This is a genomic window from Aureimonas altamirensis, from assembly GCF_023702225.1.
Classification (GTDB): Bacteria; Pseudomonadota; Alphaproteobacteria; order Rhizobiales; family Rhizobiaceae; genus Aureimonas; species Aureimonas altamirensis_B.
Map to the genome: position 1 here is coordinate 165,357 of NZ_JAMQCO010000004.1, position 16,977 is coordinate 182,333.

Genomic DNA, 16,977 nt, shown 5'->3' on the forward strand with positions numbered 1-16,977 from the left:
TCATCGGCGGTTCCGCCCGTCGAACTCTCGCACCTGCCCCGACCCGCTCCCGCCATAGATGATGCGGCTGGGGTTGTTGGCGAGGTTGGTGATCGCCCTCTCGATCCGCGTGATGGCGCCCGACGCGTCACGCACCAGCGTCCGCACGTCGTTGAGGCCTTGGCCCGAGAAGCTTTGCAGGTTGGCCGCGATGGGCCCGATATTGGCGCGGACGATATCCGCCGTCTGGCGGATCGACTGCAGTGTGGCGCGCGCCTCGGCCGTCAGGCCCTGCCCGTCCGGGCTGTTCACGATGCCGTTTACCGAGTTGAGGATCGTCTGCACCTGCTGCGAGGCCGTGCGCAGGTTTTCCGTCACGTCCTGCGTATTGGAGATGATGCTGTCGATATCTTCCCGGCGGTTGCCGATGTCGCGCGCGACACCGCCCACGGCATCGGCGGCGCTGGCGATATTGGCCGTTGCCGCCGTAATGTCGTTGAAGGCCTGCGAGACATCGTCGGCATCGATGCCGGCGATGAGTTCGTCGATCTGCGCGCGCGTGCCATTGAGGCCGTTGAGCGCCGTATTGAGAGACGACAGCACCGTCTGCGTGCCACCGAAGATCGAGCTGAGCGCGCCGGACTGCGCGTTGAGGGCGTCGGCGAACCCGCGGACGCCATCGACCGTGGCGCGAACCTGCGCCGGATCGATCGAGGTAATCAACTGCTCGGCCGATTCCAGTGTCGTGTCCAGGCGGCCTGCAACGCTTTGCGCTTGCGTCGAGATCGGCCCCAGCGAAGCCATGAACTGCTCCACCGAAGGCATGTTGTTGCTGATCGTCTCGCCTACCGCGCCGAAGCTGCGGGCTGCCGTCGATATGCTCTCGATGGCTGCGGAGAAGTTGCCCGTCTGCTCGCGCACGGACTGGGTGATCGCCGCGACGTTCTCGATGGTGGTGTTGACCGATTCGACGTTGAGCGCGGTGATGAATTCGGACGCCCGGTCGATCAGGTCAGGAAGGCGCAGCGCGACGGCATTGGCGCTTTCGGACAGGCGACCCAGGCTGGCGACGAAATCCGGAATCTGGTCCGAATTGGCGGCAAGGCTGGCGGTGAACTCCTCCACATGCTCGGAAGTGGAGGCGATGTTGCCCGCCGTGGTGCGCACGGCCGGCCCGATCTCCTGGACGAGGGATTCGAACTCGCCGAGGATGTTGTTGGCGCGTTCGGAGATGTCGCGCGCCGTCGCGAGGATGTCCGTCACGTCGGAGGCATTGGCCCGGATGACGGGCGTGACGCCCTCCCGCATGGCAGATTCGATGATGTTGCGGTCGTTGACGTTGCCGCCGCTAAGGCCGACGAAGCTGACGCCCGTCAGGCCCTGCGAGCCCAGTGAGGCCGTCGTGGAGGTGGTGATCGGCGTGGTTCGATCCACCTGCGTCGTCGCGATGACCACGCGGGGGTTGTTCGGATCGATCCGAAGGTTCGTGACCACGCCGACGGCGAGGCCGTTGAACAGCACCTGGCTGCCGACGGAAAGGCCCGACACCGAACCGTCGATGCGCACAAGAAGCGGCACGCGCCGGTTGGAGTCCGAAATATTGGCCGACCAGTAGATGAAGCCGAAGCTCAGCGCCAGGATCACCAGGGTGAAGACACCGACCAGAATGTAGTTTGCGCGGTTTTCCATGGGTCTCAAGCTTCTCCGTCCGCCGGGCCGAGCCGGCCCGCTTCCGTCTTGTCAGCCGGTTCGTCCTCGTCCGTCACGATGCTCCGGGCGCGCTTGCCGTGGAAGTAGCTGCGCACCCAGGGATCGTCATTGTCCAGCATGGTCTGCAGGTCGCCCTCTACCAGAACCTTCTTCTTGCCGAGCACCGCTATGCGGTCGCAGGCCTGGAAAAGGCTGTCGAGATCGTGCGTCACCATGTAGACGGTCAGGCCCAGCGTGTCGCGCAGGGTCATGATGAGTTCGTCGAATTCGGCCGCGCCGATCGGGTCGAGGCCTGACGTCGGCTCGTCCAGGAAGACGATGTCCGGGTCCAGCGCCAGTGCACGTGCCAGTGCGGCGCGCTTGATCATGCCGCCCGAAAGCTCCGAGGGGTATTTGCCGGCGGCATCCGCCGCCAGGCCCACGAGATCGATCTTCAGGCGGGCCAGTTCTTCCATGAGCTTGGGCGAGATGTCGAGATACTCGCGCATCGGCACCTGGATATTCTCCAGCACCGTCAGCGAGGAAAACAGCGCGCCCTGCTGGAAGAGGACGCCCCAACGCTGCTCGACCGACAGGCGCTCGGCGTCGCTGGCGCGCTCGTAGTCGATGCCGAACACCTCGATCGTCCCGGCCTGCTTGGCATTGAGGCCCAGGATGGTGCGCAGCAGAACCGACTTGCCCGTGCCGGACGCACCGACGAAACCGAGGATCTCGCCGCGCCGGACGTCCATCGAAAGCCCTTCCAGGATCGTCTTGGAGCCGAAGCGCACGGTGACGTCCCGGCAGGTGATGATCACCTCCGGCTCGCCGGCCTTGCGGCCTGCCCGCGTCTCTTCCGGGCGGGAAAGGTCAGTATCCGATTGCGGCATAGAAGATCGCGAACATGGCATCCATCAGGATGACGAGGAAGATGGACTTGACGACGGAGGCAGTTACGTGAAGGCCGAGGCTTTCGGCGCTGCCGCCCACTTTGAGCCCTTCGGAAGCGGCCACGACACCGATCACCATGGCCATGAAGGGAGCCTTTATGAGGCCGGCGAAGATGGTGGCCACGTCTATGGCGCCGCGCAGGCGCATCAGGAACGCTTCCGGCGTGATGCCCGAATAGAAGAAAGTCACCACCATGGCGCCCAGTATGCCCGCCAGGTCGGCGATGACCGCCAGCAACGGCAGCACGATCACCAGGGCCACGAGGCGCGGAAAAACGAGGACCCCGATGGGGTTCAGGCCGATCACCTGCAGGGCGTCGACCTCTTCCCGCATCTTCATGGAGCCGATCTCGGCGGTGATGGCGCTGCCGGAGCGGCCGGCGATCATGATCGCGGTCAACAGCACGCCGATCTCGCGAAGCTGCAGGATGCCGACGAGGTCCACCACGAAAATCTCGGCGCCGAAGTAGCGCAATTGGAACGCACCCTGCTGCGCGATGACGCCGCCGATCAGGAAACTCATGAGCGTGATGATGGGCAGGGCCCGCACGCCCATATGATCCATTTGCGAAACGATGGCGGCAGGCCGGAACTGGGTCTTGCCGGTCAGCCTCCGGCCCGCGCCGTACAGGGACGCACCGAGGATGTTGAGGCCGTCGACGAACTCGCCTGCCGTACCGGCAACCCAGCGACCGAGGCCCTCGAGCCCGTCGAGCACGATATTGCCGCGCTTCTTTTCGTTGGAGGGCCGCTCCATGTCGAGGGAGCGGCGCACCGCGTCGAACAGCGGGCCGTTGCCTTGCCGAAGTCCGTCGACATCGACCTCGGCTCCCTTTTCGGCAAAGCCGCGCTCGAGCTTCTCGATCAGCAGGGCGCCCGCGGTATCGACACGCTCGATGCCGCCGCACTTCAGCGTGATGGACTTGCCGAGATCGGATCCGAGAGTCCTGTAGACGGCGTCCTCGACCGTTCCGACCGTGCGGGCGATCCAGTCGCCCGACAAACTCACGGCAACGCCGCCCTCCGCCTTCTCTGCGGAGATTTCCGGCTTGCTTATGCTGCGCTGATCGGTCTCTTTCTCGTCCAACATGCCGTCGCGGAAAATCCTGCCATGGGCTATCTGCTTCACCTGCCGGGAAGCGGCGCCCGCCGGGGCAGCGCAAACCGATTCTTCGTCGCCGTGACGCTACCTAAAGCAATAGGGCTTGTCACCGAAGCTTCAATCATACCGATTTCAATCCGCAGAGGTTTTCATGGCGCGTCGTCTTTCGGTCACAGTGGAGCGATTTCCGCTGGCAGCGGCCTTCACCATCTCGCGCGGCTCCAAGACGGAAGCCGTCGTCGTGGTGGCCACCATATCCGACGAGTTCGGCATCGGTCGCGGCGAATGCGTGCCCTATGCGCGCTATGGCGAGACGCCGGAATCGGTGGTGGACGCCATCGAAACGGTCCGCGAGGCGATCGAAGGGGGCTCGTCGCGACGGACGCTGTCGACGCTGCTTCCGGCAGGCGCCGCGCGCAATGCGCTCGACTGCGCGCTCTGGGATCTCGAGGCCAAGTCCACCGGCACGCTGGTCGAGGAAGCCATCTGCCGTCTGCCGGCGCGGCCGCTGGAGACCGCCTATACGATCTCGCTCGACACCCCGTCGGCCATGGCAGCCGCTGCGGCGCGCGTATCCCATCGCAGCCTGTTGAAGATCAAGGTCGGCGGCGAGGGCGATGCCGACCGAATGCGCGCGGTGCGCAGTGCCGCCCGCAACGCGCGCCTGATCATCGACGCCAATGAAGGCTGGACGGAAGAAACGGTGCGCCAGAACCTGCTGGTCGCAGCCGCGATCGGCGCGACCGTGGTGGAACAGCCCATGCCGGCCGGCGCCGACGAAATCCTGGCCCGCATTCCGCACCCGGTGCCGATCTGCGCGGACGAATCCGTGCATTCAACAATCGATCTCGAAGGCATCTGCGGCCGCTACGACTACGTCAACGTCAAGCTCGACAAGACCGGCGGGCTGACGGAGGGCGTCGCCTTCGTGCGGGAGGCGCGGCGCCTCGGTTTCGGCGTCATGGTCGGCTGCATGGTCGGCACATCGCTGGCCATGGCGCCGGCCGTGCTTCTGGCGCAGGCGGCGGATCTGGTCGATCTGGACGGCCCGCTCCTGCTGGCGCGCGACAGGCCGAACGGGCTGGTCTACGGTCCATCGCTCGTTTCGCCACCCGACCGCGCCTTGTGGGGATAAGCGGCCCGCGTATCCCCTGAACGGGTTCTCACGCCGCATTAAACTCTCTAATGCAGGATGAAAATGATCATGAGCAGGGTGGCGGCAATGGAAGCCTCGGTAAAGGCACGTCTGACGGCAGAACAAGAGGCCGAGATCGCCGCGCTGCGTGACCAGCGGACAGAGACGGCACGGCCTGTCGCCCCGGCGCTCGAGGAAATCCTCTACAAGCCCCTTCCCGTCCTGGACCACGGCTTCGTGCGGGTCATCGACTACATGGGCACCGACGACGCCGTCGTGCAGGCGGCACGCGTTTCCTACGGGCGGGGCACCAAGCGCGTTCAGGAAGATCGCGGGCTGATCAACTATCTCCTGCGTCACTGGCACACGACGCCCTTCGAGATGGCCGAGATCAAGCTGCATGTGAAGCTGCCCATCTTCGTCGCCCGCCAGTGGATCCGCCATCGCATGGCCAGCGTGAACGAGTATTCGGCGCGCTACTCGGTGCTTGACCGCGAATTCTACATTCCGGAACCGCAGCACCTGGCGGCCCAGTCCGCATCCAACCGGCAGGGTCGCGGCGCGATCCTCGAAGGCGCAGAGGCGGAGGAGGTTCTCGACCTTCTGCGCACCGACGCGATGCAGGCCTACGACCATTATGCCCTGATGCTGAACGAGGGCGACGGCGAGACGAAGCGCGAGGACAGGCAGGGCCTTGCCCGCGAGCTGGCGCGCATGAACCTTCCCCTGAACTTCTATACGCAGTGGTACTGGAAGGCCGACCTGCATAATTTCATGGGCTTCCTGCGCCTGCGGGCCGACCCTCACGCCCAGTACGAGATCCGGGCCTATGCCGACGTGATGATCGACATTCTGAAGCGCTGGGTACCGGTAACGCATGAGGCGTTCCTGGAGCATCGCATGGGCGCCGCGCAGCTTTCGGCAACCGCCGTCAAGGCCATACGTCGCATGATCGACGGCGAGGCCGTGACAGCGGAGACGAGCGGCCTCACCAAGCGCGAATGGGGCGAACTCTGTGCCGTGCTCGGGCGGGAGGCCTGACGCAGGCCCTTTTCATTTGCCGCGCGCATGCCTATATTCGCAGCGTCGGGCTTGACCCGGCTATGGCGATAAACTGCCGATGAAATAAGCCATTCGGACCCGGGGGCGGTACCCGGCGCCTCCACCTGAACCCCTTCTGCCGGAGGGGTTGAGGCGGGGGCGAAATAGGATCGACGAGGGTGTAAAGATCGGACTTTCGCTCGGCATGGTACCGCCGTTATCGGGCTGTTAAAATAGTTGCCAACGACAACTATGCGGAAGCGCGTCTCGCCGCTTAATGCGGTGCGATAGCTTCGATTAAGCCCTGGGGGTTCGCACCTTCAGGCGGGGCCCGGAGGCGCCTGGCAACAGAAGCCTCCACTTCCCTTACCCTTCTGCCTCACTTCATTCCGTCGCATGCGCCCGCGACAGGCCTTTCATGCGCTGCAAACTCCGGCTATGAAACGACTGTCCAGGCCGAGGGCACCACCCCCGGCCATCAATGATCAGCCCGTATCCCGGGCATGTCGGTTCGAACACAGGTGGCCAATGGGTCAGGATCTTATCCGCTATGACATTCTGGCGCAGGACGCGCTACGCGGCGTGATCCGGAAGGTTCTATCCGAAGTCGTGAAGACCGGACTTCCAGGCGAGCACCACTTCTTCATCACGTTCCTCACATCGGCGCCGGGCGTCCGGATCTCTTCCCGCCTGCGCGAGAAATATCCGGAGCTGATGACGATCGTGATCCAGCACCAGTACTGGGATCTCTCGGTTACCGATACCGCCTTCGAGATCGGTCTGTCCTTTTCCGACATTCCCGAAAGGCTGCTGATTCCCTTCAGCGCCATTCGTGGCTTCTACGATCCGGCGGTCAATTTCGAGCTGGAGTTCGACGTACGGGAAGTCGAAGCGGCCAATGGCCAGCCCGAGCCGTCCGGGGCGGAGGCTGCGTCCGCCTCCGTAACCGAGGTGCCGCTTCGCCGCCCGGCTGCGGAACCGGCGCGTGCCAAGGCCGACGCCGAAGCGTCCGACGATGATGCCGCCGGCGACGAGGGAGCCGAAGCCGACGACGGCAACAAGCCCTCCGCCGATGTCGTTTCGCTGGACGCATTCCGCAAGAAACCCTGACGAGACTGTCGCATGGCCGAAATCGTCAATCTGCGTCAGGCCCGCAAGCGCATTGCGCGGGAGAAGGCGGAGAAGACGGCCGCCGAAAACCGCGTCACCTTCGGGATGTCGCGCAAGGACAGGGCCAAGGCCGGCAGCGAGCGTGAAAAGATCCTGAAAGGCTTGGACGGCGCCCGTCTCCAGAAGCCCGAGCCTGACGAATGATCGTCAAGCGATCCCTGTCCATACGCGGGCACCGCACGTCGATCAGCCTGGAAGACGCCTTCTGGACGCTGCTGCGTGAGATGGCGGAAAGCCGCAGCCTGCCATTGGCGCGCCTGGTCGCCGATATCGACACGGCGCGAGCCCCCGAACAGAATCTGTCGTCCAGCCTGCGACTTGCGGTCCTGGACTATGCCTTGAGCAAGGGCCGGGAGCTGGGCTAAGGAACTACTCTCGGCGGCTGGCAACCTTACCGAAGGCTTGGATCGACGCCCGGCAGATCGGAAAGCGGCGCCGGCTGCGGCGTCAGCTCGTATTCGAATGGCGGCGCGACCTCTCCCGGAGTCCGGACGGCAGGCGGCGGCACGCGCAGATCCGGCACCGGAAGCGCCGGCGCTGCGATGGTGCCCTGCGCCCGTTCCGCTGCACGGGCGGCCTCCTCTTGCCGCAGACGCGCCTCTTCGGCCTGCCGGCGTTCCGCTTCCGCCGCCGCCTCGGCACGCTGGGCGCGCAGGCGCGACAGGTCGTTGAAGTAGCGCGCCTCGCGGCGAAGACGCAGCGTTTCCTGCAAATCGTCCCGCATGGCCTGCAGGCGGGCCTGTTCGGCACGATAGGCGCGGATCGAAAGATAGCTCGTCAAGGCATCCGCACTTGCAAGGTTGAACGCCGCGCCCCCCGGCCAACCCGCAACATAGGAAACCAACGGAGCCGTATCCTCGATCGCCTCCTCCTCCGGCGGCAGGTAGAGAATTGCCGCCCGCGCCTCTCCTCTTCGAGAGACGAGGCTGAACGCTCCCTCCCCGGATAGTTGCGCGCCGGGCACGGCAGCCGAAACGGGGCCGAACCGTATCGCCCCGAGCGCGATGTCCACGGGGACATCCAACCGGTCGACGCGAAGCGGTTGCGAAGGCAAATCGCGAAGCAGCATGGATACCTGTTCGGGCGTGGCCTCGAACCCCTGCGCATCCGTTGCATCGAGTATCTCGTCCAGGGGCGGGGCCGAAACCCCGTCGAGGACCACGTCCGTGATGCTGACGGAACCGTCGCCGTCCGCCGAGGAGAAGAGTTCGCGCCACGATTGCCCGGCAGCCTGCAACGCAAGCCGGCCCGTCGCCTTGCCTTGAAGCGGCAGAACGGCAGGGTCGAGCGAAACCCCGTCCATCGCGAGGTCCAGCCCCGCGCGTGCGAAACCGCCGCTGTTGGCAAGGCTGGCACGCCCCGTGAGCGATCCATCGCCGATCGTGCCTTCCAGCCCGTCGACGGACAGGCCGTTCGCATCTCCGCTCAGTGTGAAACGGCTGTCATGAAGAGCCGCCCCGTCGAACAGGTCGATGCGCGGAACGGTCATGGCCAGTTCGAAGGGCGGCAGTTGCGCCGTGAAGGAGCCCGCGAAGGCCGTGTCCGGCCAGCCATCCGTACCATCGATGGCATCCGGCCCGATGCCGAGGACGGTCGTGGCCAGCCAGGGCAACGACATGGCGCCGATGGTTGCGGCGCCGGTGACGGGGCCATTGCCGCTGCGCGCCAGTTCCGCCGCGTCGATCGCCGTATCGGCTATGGAGCCGGCAAGGCCATCCACGCTCCATCCATCAGGCCGCCATGCGACACGCATCGAGCCATCGGCGGGCAGGCGATCGATGCCCTGGCCGGCAGCGATGCCGAGGGCAGAGAGCCATGGACCAAGATCGCTTGCTGTCAGGCTGGCGTCTGCATCGGCAGCCGCCAGGCCGTCGGCGCTCCAGTCCGCCGTGCCCTCAACGGTCAGGTCGAGGCCGGGTGCATGAGCGCCGAGGCTCGTGACAACCTTGTCGGCAGGGCCCGACATGCGGACGCGGAGCTCCAGAGGCGCGGCGACGCCGAGGTCGATCCCAGCGGCGCCCATTTGGTTGAGCATCTCGACCGGGCGGTCGCTTGCCAACAGCAGCGACACATCCAAGGGCCAGTCGGCCCGCGCCTCGTCCATGGATGCCGGCAGCGATACGCTGGCGGTGATTTCGCTTGGGCCGGCGCTGCCATTGAATGTGAGCGCCAGCCTGTCGTCATCGCCGCCGGGAGCCACGCGCCCGCTGCCGGTCAGCTGCCCGGACCGCGCAAGCACGTCGGCAAGCGCGCCACCCATCCGTGGGGCGATCGAGGCGCGATGGGCCCGAACGAGGCCTGCCAGCCGCGCTGGGTCGTCCAGGTTCACTTCATAGGCGAGGTCGGGCACAAGCCCGCCATCCGGCCGCCCGACGGTGCCGCGCGCCTCCAGATTTCCGCCGGCGAAGCCGCCGAGCGACAGGTTGCGCAGGTCGAGCATGTCGCCGGCATAGGTGAGGTCCACCTCGCCCGTCTCCGCCACGAGATCATATAGCCGCAACGGCCCGGCCGACAGTCGCAGGTCGATGCTGTCGACCCCGGAGGCGAGAACGTCCTTTCCGGCAAGCAGTTCTGCGAAGGCGAAGAACCTGTCGAGGTCCACGGCATCGCCGGCGAGATCGGCGGAGACTGCGACGCCGTCACCGGCAGTCGCGCGCTCGAGGCGTCCTCGCAGGCTCTGCCCGGCCACGTCCGCTTCCAGGTTCTCGAAAACCTGCCGCGCCGGCGAAAGCTGGACATCGGCCGAGAAGCCGGCCCGCTGGATATCCGACAAGCCCCGCTCGCCCGCGCCTCCAAGCCAGGCGACGAGCCCCGCGGGCTGCCGCGAGGCGAACAGGAGCGGGCCCCGGAAAGCCAGGCTATCGCCGACCGTCACCAGCCCGGAGGCTTCCACCAGGGTGCGTCCGGGCAATTCCGCGTTCAGCCGGCGCAACGCCCAGCCGTCCGTGCTGGGCGAGGCTGTCAGGGAAAGGCCGCGCACCGTCGTGTCGCCGATTGTGAAGACCGGAAGGTTCAACTCCAGCTCTCCGGCCACCGGCAGGGCCGGCACCGCGTGCAGCATGCGTCGTACGGCTTCCACCCGGTCCGCCAGCGTCAATCCACCGGATTTCTCCAGGGTTTCCTGCGTCAGCCGGTCGATATCGATCTGCTCGCCGGCCAGCTTGAGGCTGAAATGCGGGATGGGCCCGGAGGCCAGTGTCCCCTCGCCGGTCAGAACGTAGGGGCTTTCGCCCCCGCCCACCTCCACCCGGATTTTCTGGAACGCCGCACCGCCGTTCTGCGAGGCGACCTCGCCCGTCGCGCGGAGAACCGGCATGTCTGCGACCGGCTCCAGGCCCTGTGCCGGGGATGCGATCTCGACGGCGCCGGCAAAGTCGGAGACGCCGTCGCCGAGCTGAGTCGCGCCATCCAGCGTGAAGGAGCTCGCCAGCCGCGGCGACAGGATCGCGATGCGGAAGGGCCAGTGGCCGCCATCCTCTATGGTGCCGGAGCTGAGGGTGAACTCCAGGCGTTCGCCACGGCTGGTCAGCGTGCCGCCGCCGCGAAAGGGCCCGCGCAACGTGCTTGCCGAGAAGGCTGCGTCGATATTGCCGAACTCGCGCCGCTGGCCGTTGCTGCCATTGTTGAGACTCAGCGCGCCATCGGTGATCACGACGTTTTCCAGAACGACGTTCGCCCCCCCGGCGCCGAGCCCCTCGCCCAGACGCGGCGGCCGCGAGCCGGCTCCATAGGGGACAGTCAGATGCGGTCGCCCGAGCTCCATCTGGAAGATGCGGATTTCGCCCGAAAGATACGGTGCCAGTTCCGCATCCATGCGGAAACTGTCGAGCGTCATGGATGCCTCGCCATGCCCGGGCTCGCCCACCGTCACATCGGTGAAGGTCAGGCTGGGAAACGGCAGCAGGCGCGCATGGGCTTCGCCCCGGACCTCCACCTTCTGTCCCAGAAGTCGGCTCGCCTCCGCCTCGAAGGAGGTGCGCCACGACGTCCAGTCGATGAAGACGGGTGCAACAAGGGCCGCGATCAACAGCGCGACGATGAGGCCACCTATGGCGATGAACAGTCGCACCCCTTGCAGCCTCCTTCCCATGGCGTTGCCGGCAGTTGGCAGATAGGCCACGACAATGCGACATTGTCGAGGGTGTTTGATCCAGGGGCATGATGGTGCGATCCCGATTGCGGCGCCGAAACCACGCACGCGGGCGAGACCAAAATCATTAGGTAGCGCGCTACTTATCTGATATGGTAGCGGCAACCTATGGAGAGAACATGCCGCGACCCAGGCAAACCGACGACGGTCTGACCAAATTTCAACGCTACCGGCAGCAGCAGCGCCACCGGGGCATGAAGCAGTTGCGCATTTGGGTTCCAGACCCCCACAGGCCGGAATTTGCCGCTGAAGCCAGGCGGCAGGGTTTGAGCTTGCGTAGTCGCCCTGAGGAATGCGAAGCGCTGGACTTCATCGCCGCCGCTGTGGAATTGCCGGAATCGTGAAGAGAGGCGATCTCGTCACGGTCTCGGCCCAAGGCGATTATGGCAAGCCACGCCCGGCGGTCGTCATTCAATCCGACGCACTCAACGCCGCAGACAGTGTGCTCGTGGCCTTGCTCACCAGCGCGATCGCCGATGCGCCGTTTTACCGACTCACCGTCGAGCCGACGGCTGGGAACGGCCTCAAGGCTGTCTCGCAAGTCATGGTGGATAAGGTCCTGGCCTATCCGCGCGCGAAATGTGGGCCGGTAATAGGTCGCCTTTCGGGGGCCGAATTGTTGGCGCTGGGTAACATGCTGTCCGTAATGATCGGCATGGCCGACTGACGGCGGCATATGTCGCGGAGTTCTAGTGTTGGCGGAAAATTTCACTAGATATGGTGCGATGACCGATTCCACAGACAATCCGGGCACGCCGCCCGCGTCACCCAAGGCGGGGATCGCCGCGCGGGCCTTGGCCGGCATGCGTCCACGCATGCCGGCCGGGCAGGAGCCGGCCTATTTCGCCGGGCTCAATGCCGAGCAGCGCGCAGCCGTGGAAACGACGGAAGGGCCCGTTCTCGTGCTGGCCGGTGCGGGAACCGGCAAGACGCGCGTGTTGACGACGCGGATCGCCCACATCCTGGCGACCGGACGCGCCTACCCTTCGCAGATCCTGGCGGTGACCTTCACCAACAAGGCCGCGCGCGAGATGAAGACCCGTATCGGCCTGCTCGTCGGCGAGGAGGTCGAAGGCATGCCATGGCTCGGCACCTTCCACTCCATCGGCGTCCGGATCCTGCGTCGCCACGCCGAGCTTGTCGGACTGAAGCCCAACTTCACCATCCTCGACACGGACGACCAGATCCGGCTGATCAAGCAGCTGATCCAGGCCGAGAACCTGGACGACAAGCGCTGGCCGGCGCGCACCTTCGCCAATCTCATGGATGGCTGGAAGAACAAGGCGTTGACGCCCGACCGCATCCCCGAGGGGGACGCCCGCGCCTTCGGCGACGGCAAGGGACGCCTGCTCTATCAGGCCTATCAGGAACGGCTCCGCCAGTTGAATGCGGCGGATTTCGGCGACCTGCTGATGCATCCGATCGAGATCTTCAAGAACAATGCGAGCGTGCTCGACGAATATCACCGACGCTTCCGCTACATTCTCGTCGACGAATATCAGGATACGAACGTTGCGCAGTATCTGTGGCTGCGTCTCCTGGCGCAGCGTACGGGTCAGGACGGCGCGCGCAACGTGTGCTGCGTAGGCGACGACGACCAGTCCATCTATGGCTGGCGCGGTGCAGAAGTGGACAACATCCTTCGCTTCGAAAAGGACTTTCCGGGAGCCGTCGTGATCCGCCTGGAGCGCAATTACCGCTCTACTGCCCATATCCTCGGAGCGGCGGGCCAGTTGATCGCCCATAACGAGGACAGGCTCGGGAAAACCCTGTTCACCGAGAGGGCGGACCCCGAAGATGAACTCGTCAGCGTCAACGCCGCATGGGACTCGGAAGAAGAAGCGCGCGCCGTCGGTGAGGAAGTCGAGCAGTTGCAGCGCAAGGGCCATGCGCTGAACGACATGGCGATCCTCGTGCGGGCCTCGTTCCAGATGCGCGAGTTCGAGGACAGGTTCGTCACGCTCGGCGTCAACTATCGCGTCATCGGCGGCCCGCGCTTCTACGAGCGGCTCGAGATCCGGGATGCATTGGCCTATTTCCGCGCCACGGTGCAGCCGGCCGACGACCTCGCCTTCGAGCGGATCGTCAACACGCCCAAGCGCGGCCTCGGCGAGGCCGCGATCCGACTGATCCACGAATATGCGCGCGCACGGCAGGTTCCGCTTCTGGCCGCCGCCGCCGAGTTGATCGAAGGCGACGAGCTGAAGCCGCGCCCGCGCGCCGCGCTGGCCGAGGTCGTCGCGAACTTTCATCGCTGGCGCGACCTCGTGCCCACCATGCGCCATACCGACCTGGCAGAGATGATCCTGGACGAGTCCGGCTACACCGCCATGTGGCAGAACGACAGGTCGGCGGAGGCGCCCGGGCGGCTGGAAAACCTGAAGGAGCTGATCCGCTCCATGGACGACTACGAAAGCCTTCCCGGCTTTCTCGAGCATATCGCGCTCGTCATGGACGCCGAGCAGAACGAGCAGATGGATGCGATCTCCATCATGACGCTGCATTCGGCCAAGGGGCTGGAGTTCGAAACGGTGTTCCTGCCCGGCTGGGAGGAAGGCTTGTTCCCGCATCAGCGCGCCTTGGACGAGGGTGGACGCTCCGGCCTGGAGGAAGAGCGACGGCTGGCCTATGTCGGCCTGACCCGCGGCAAGAAGCGCGTCAAGATATGGTTCGTCTCCAACAGGCGTATCCACGGCCTGTGGCAGAGCACCATTCCGTCGCGTTTCCTGGACGAGTTGCCGGAAGAGCATGTGGAAGTCATCGAAGCGCCGTCCACCTATGGCGGCTATGGCGCCAGCAGATGGGATCAGTCCAGCTTCTCGACGTCGAGCTACCAGACGCCGGGCTGGCGGCGCGCACAGGCTGCAGGCGGCGGTGGCGGCTACTCGGGCGGGCGCGGCGGCGGTATCGCCTATGCCGACAAGGGCCCGACCAGCGCCCGGGACCGGGCCGCCGCGCAGGCTGACCGCTATATCAACCGCGACGGAACCCTGCGTGATGAGGGCGCCCCCGGTTTTGCCGGCCGCATGACGGAGGCCCATTCGATGCGCCCGTCGCGGGGCTCCAATCAGCCGCCGCGCAAGGGCGCGGGCCTGTACTCGTCCGCACGGGACGGCGGCCCTCGTGAAATCTCGGGAGAGCTGGTCGCCAAATCGGTTGCCGAGGAGGCCAGCGCCTTTTCGACCGGCGACCGGGTGTTCCACATGAAGTTCGGCAACGGCACGGTTGCCTCGGTCGAAGGCAACAAGCTGACCATCGACTTCGACAAGGCCGGCCAGAAGCGGGTGCTGGACGGCTTCGTTCAACCGATCTAATGGATGATGACAAGCGTCTGCCCGCCTGCACCGAAGCGGGCATGCCGGAGTTCAAGATATGGACAAGAGCCGAGATCCTCTGCATTCCCGAACGAAGTCCGGGGGCTTCATTCTGTCACCACGATTAGGGGAAGCCATCTGCGCCGTAGAAGGCCTCAAGCTCTCTCCTCGGATGGAAATCGTCTTACGGTCCGGCGCGCTGCGGGACATGAGTGGTGCCGATCGCAGGGCGGCGTTGAAGAAAATTCTCGCATCGAAGTAGTCGACCTTGGCTTATGCCGTTCACGACGATCCGGACTGCTATCCGGGCACCACTGTTCTGCGGAATCTGTTGGATATTCGGGAACAGTCGGCATTAGACGAAGCGGAGACGCTGCTGTTTCTACTGCGAGCGGACGAGGCGCTACCAAAAGGCAACTTCGATGCTGCGCATCTGTTGGATATCCATCGGCATCTGTTCCAGGACGTATTCATCTGGGCTGGACGGCCGCGCACCGTCCGAATCGGTAAAGCTGGAAACTGGTTCTGCTATCCCGAATTTATCACGCATGAACTTGGGAGAGCATTCGACGAGTATGGCCCTCCAGACGCCGTGGCGGCGCTTCCTTTCGATCTTTTTGTTACGCAGACAACGCACCTCGTTGCGGAGATCAACGCCATTCACCCGTTCAGGGATGGGAACGGTCGAACTCAATTGACCTTTCTGAGCATGATGGCTGCCAACGCCGGGTATCGGCTTGATGAGACGATCCTCCAGCCGGATGACGTGCTGTCTGCGATGATCGACAGTTTTCACGGCGACGAGCGTCCCCTTGCCCTGCTGATCGGCAAAGGACTGAGCGAACTATAAGGAAACTGAGTTTGCCTGATCAGTCGACGATGATCGTCCCGCGCAGGTAGAGCACGGCATCGCCGGCGATGATGACGGCGTCGTCCTCGAGGCGGCACGCCAGGTCCCCGCCTCGCCTCGACAGTTGACGCGCCGTAAACTCCGTCCCGCCCAGTTTCTCAGCCCAGAACGGAGCGAGCGCGCAATGCGCCGACCCCGTGACGGAATCTTCGTCGATCCCGAAGCGCGGCGCGAAGTAGCGGGATACGAAGTCCACGCTGTCGCCCTTCGCCGTCACCAGCAGGCTGCGCGCATCCAGTGCGGCAATGGCGGCGATATCCGGTCGCATGGCCATCAGCGCGCCCTCGTCCGATACCAGCGCCAGCACCGTACCGTCGCCGTCCACCGGAACGAAGCGCGTTTCCAGCACCGGCGTGCCGAGCACCGAGGCGATTTCGGCCGGATCGCCGCCGGGGTCCACCCTGCGGCGCGGCAGGCGCATGGAAAATCCCGCTTCCGATCGGTCCACGAGCAGCGTACCGGACTTGCGGGTATGAAAGCGGAAAGGGGGCGCCAGGCCGATCTCGTCGGCCAGCACGAGCGCACTGGCAAGGGTGGCATGGCCGCACAGCGGCACCTCGGTCGTGGGAGTGAACCAGCGAAGCTCATGCCCGTCCTCGTCCGCGGCGACGAGAAAGGCCGTCTCGGCGAGGTTGTTTTCGGCAGCGATCGCCGTCAGAACGGCATCGGGCAGCCATGTGTCCAGGAGGACGACGGCCGCCGGATTGCCCGCGAACCGGGTTCGCGTGAAAGCGTCGACCTGAAACATCCTGAATTCCGGCATCCTGCCTGTTCCCCCAAAAGTACGAGTCAACGACCATGGCACAGAACGTGTACGACAGCCCGGAGTTTTTCGAAGGCTACAGTCAGTTGCCCCGCCAGCGTCTGGGCCTTTACGGCGCCCCGGAATGGCCGGTTCTGCGCGCCATGCTGCCGGACCTGGCGGGCTGTGTCGTGGCTGACCTCGGTTGTGGCTTCGGCTGGGCTTCCCGCTGGATGCGGGAACATGGAGCCTCATCGGTGCTCGGCATCGATCTCTCCCGGAACATGATCGATCGCGCTGTGCGAGACACGCTCGTCGACGGCATCGACTACAGGATCGGCGATCTCGATACGCTGGATTTACCTACATCGGCGTTCGACTGCATCTTCAGCGCTCTCGCATTCCATTACGTTCAGGACTTCAGGCGGTTGAGCGCCGTGATGCATTCTGCGCTCAAACCTGAGGGGCATCTCGTATTCACCATAGAGCATCCCATTTTCATGGCGGCAGCGCATCCCCGCTGGCTGGCAGACGAAGACGGACGCAGAACCTGGCCGGTCAACCAGTATTCCATCGAGGGTGACCGTCGCACCGACTGGTTCACCAAGGGCGTTTTGAAGTACCACAGAACGGCGGCGACGACGTTGAATACGCTGATCCACGCAGGTTTCGCCATTCGCCGGGTCGAGGAATTCTCCCCCTCGCCCCAGCAGATCGCCGTGACACCCTCCCTCGCCGAGGAGCAGGAGCGACCGATGATCCTGATGATCGCCGCGCAACGGCAGTAAGGACCGG

Annotated in this window: 15 protein-coding genes and 1 other RNA gene; 11 read left to right on the top strand and 5 right to left on the bottom strand. The window is 65.0% G+C overall.

The features are described from left to right. Genes NDN16_RS08335 through NDN16_RS08345 form a run of 3 tightly spaced genes read right to left on the bottom strand, consistent with a single transcriptional unit; the run spans window position 1 to window position 3,708 of the window. A complete protein-coding gene (locus NDN16_RS08335; RefSeq protein WP_251113161.1) occupies window positions 1-1,668 on the bottom strand; it encodes an MCE family protein in 1,668 nt (555 codons plus the stop codon). Between the two features lie 5 nt (window positions 1,669-1,673). Further along, entirely contained in the window at window positions 1,674-2,558 is an 885-nt protein-coding gene (locus tag NDN16_RS08340) for an ABC transporter ATP-binding protein (protein ID WP_251113162.1), read from the bottom strand. Beyond that, complete coding sequence (locus NDN16_RS08345; RefSeq protein ID WP_251113163.1) at window positions 2,539-3,708, bottom strand: MlaE family ABC transporter permease; 1,170 nt, start codon at window positions 3,706-3,708, stop codon at window positions 2,539-2,541. Before NDN16_RS08345 ends, NDN16_RS08340 begins: the two co-directional genes overlap by 20 nt. A gap of 163 nt (window positions 3,709-3,871) precedes the next feature. On the opposite strand from NDN16_RS08345, the gene dgcA reads away from it, so the two are divergent. The 6 genes from dgcA (at window position 3,872) to NDN16_RS08375 (ending at window position 7,431) form a co-directional block, all read left to right on the top strand. Then, complete coding sequence (gene dgcA, locus NDN16_RS08350; protein ID WP_251113164.1) at window positions 3,872-4,855, top strand: N-acetyl-D-Glu racemase DgcA; 984 nt, start codon at window positions 3,872-3,874, stop codon at window positions 4,853-4,855. Between the two features lie 69 nt (window positions 4,856-4,924). Next, window positions 4,925-5,896 (top strand): FAD-dependent thymidylate synthase, encoded by a 972-nt coding sequence (gene thyX, locus NDN16_RS08355; protein WP_251113165.1) that lies wholly within the window; start codon window positions 4,925-4,927, stop codon window positions 5,894-5,896. Window positions 5,897-5,901: 5 nt separating this feature from the next. Continuing rightward, window positions 5,902-6,258: a transfer-messenger RNA gene (gene ssrA, locus NDN16_RS08360) on the top strand. Between the two features lie 166 nt (window positions 6,259-6,424). Then, window positions 6,425-7,006, top strand: a complete 582-nt coding sequence (locus NDN16_RS08365; protein WP_251113166.1) for an SspB family protein — start codon at window positions 6,425-6,427, stop codon at window positions 7,004-7,006. A 12-nt stretch (window positions 7,007-7,018) separates the two neighbouring features. Beyond that, window positions 7,019-7,210: a DUF4169 family protein gene (locus tag NDN16_RS08370; protein ID WP_251113167.1), complete on the top strand. Its 192-nt coding sequence runs from the start codon at window positions 7,019-7,021 to the stop codon at window positions 7,208-7,210. Next, window positions 7,207-7,431 (top strand): ribbon-helix-helix domain-containing protein, encoded by a 225-nt coding sequence (locus tag NDN16_RS08375; RefSeq protein ID WP_251113168.1) that lies wholly within the window; start codon window positions 7,207-7,209, stop codon window positions 7,429-7,431. The genes NDN16_RS08370 and NDN16_RS08375 overlap by 4 nt, the downstream gene beginning before the upstream one ends. A 26-nt stretch (window positions 7,432-7,457) precedes the next feature. On the opposite strand, the gene NDN16_RS08380 is transcribed toward NDN16_RS08375, so the two are convergent. Continuing rightward, complete coding sequence (locus NDN16_RS08380) at window positions 7,458-11,135, bottom strand: AsmA-like C-terminal region-containing protein (protein ID WP_251113169.1); 3,678 nt, start codon at window positions 11,133-11,135, stop codon at window positions 7,458-7,460. Window positions 11,136-11,335: 200 nt separating this feature from the next. On the opposite strand from NDN16_RS08380, the gene NDN16_RS08385 reads away from it, so the two are divergent. From NDN16_RS08385 to NDN16_RS08400, 4 genes are all read left to right on the top strand, one after another. Next, window positions 11,336-11,560, top strand: a complete 225-nt coding sequence (locus NDN16_RS08385) for an antitoxin MazE-like protein (RefSeq protein ID WP_251113170.1) — start codon at window positions 11,336-11,338, stop codon at window positions 11,558-11,560. Beyond that, window positions 11,557-11,883, top strand: coding sequence for a type II toxin-antitoxin system PemK/MazF family toxin (locus NDN16_RS08390; RefSeq protein ID WP_251113171.1), 327 nt, complete (start codon window positions 11,557-11,559; stop codon window positions 11,881-11,883). Before NDN16_RS08385 ends, NDN16_RS08390 begins: the two co-directional genes overlap by 4 nt. 58 nt (window positions 11,884-11,941) lie before the next feature. Then, complete coding sequence (locus tag NDN16_RS08395; RefSeq protein ID WP_251113172.1) at window positions 11,942-14,530, top strand: ATP-dependent helicase; 2,589 nt, start codon at window positions 11,942-11,944, stop codon at window positions 14,528-14,530. A gap of 268 nt (window positions 14,531-14,798) precedes the next feature. Next, on the top strand, window positions 14,799-15,380 hold the full coding sequence (locus tag NDN16_RS08400; RefSeq protein WP_251113173.1) for a Fic/DOC family protein: 582 nt from the start codon (window positions 14,799-14,801) through the stop codon (window positions 15,378-15,380). A 19-nt stretch (window positions 15,381-15,399) separates the two neighbouring features. Here the strand turns inward: NDN16_RS08400 and NDN16_RS08405 are convergent, their stop codons facing one another. Next, window positions 15,400-16,203: a PhzF family phenazine biosynthesis protein gene (locus tag NDN16_RS08405; protein WP_251113174.1), complete on the bottom strand. Its 804-nt coding sequence runs from the start codon at window positions 16,201-16,203 to the stop codon at window positions 15,400-15,402. A gap of 35 nt (window positions 16,204-16,238) precedes the next feature. Between NDN16_RS08405 and NDN16_RS08410 the strand changes: the two genes are divergently transcribed. Then, entirely contained in the window at window positions 16,239-16,970 is a 732-nt protein-coding gene (locus tag NDN16_RS08410) for a class I SAM-dependent methyltransferase (RefSeq protein WP_251113175.1), read from the top strand. Window positions 16,971-16,977 lie beyond the last annotated feature (7 nt).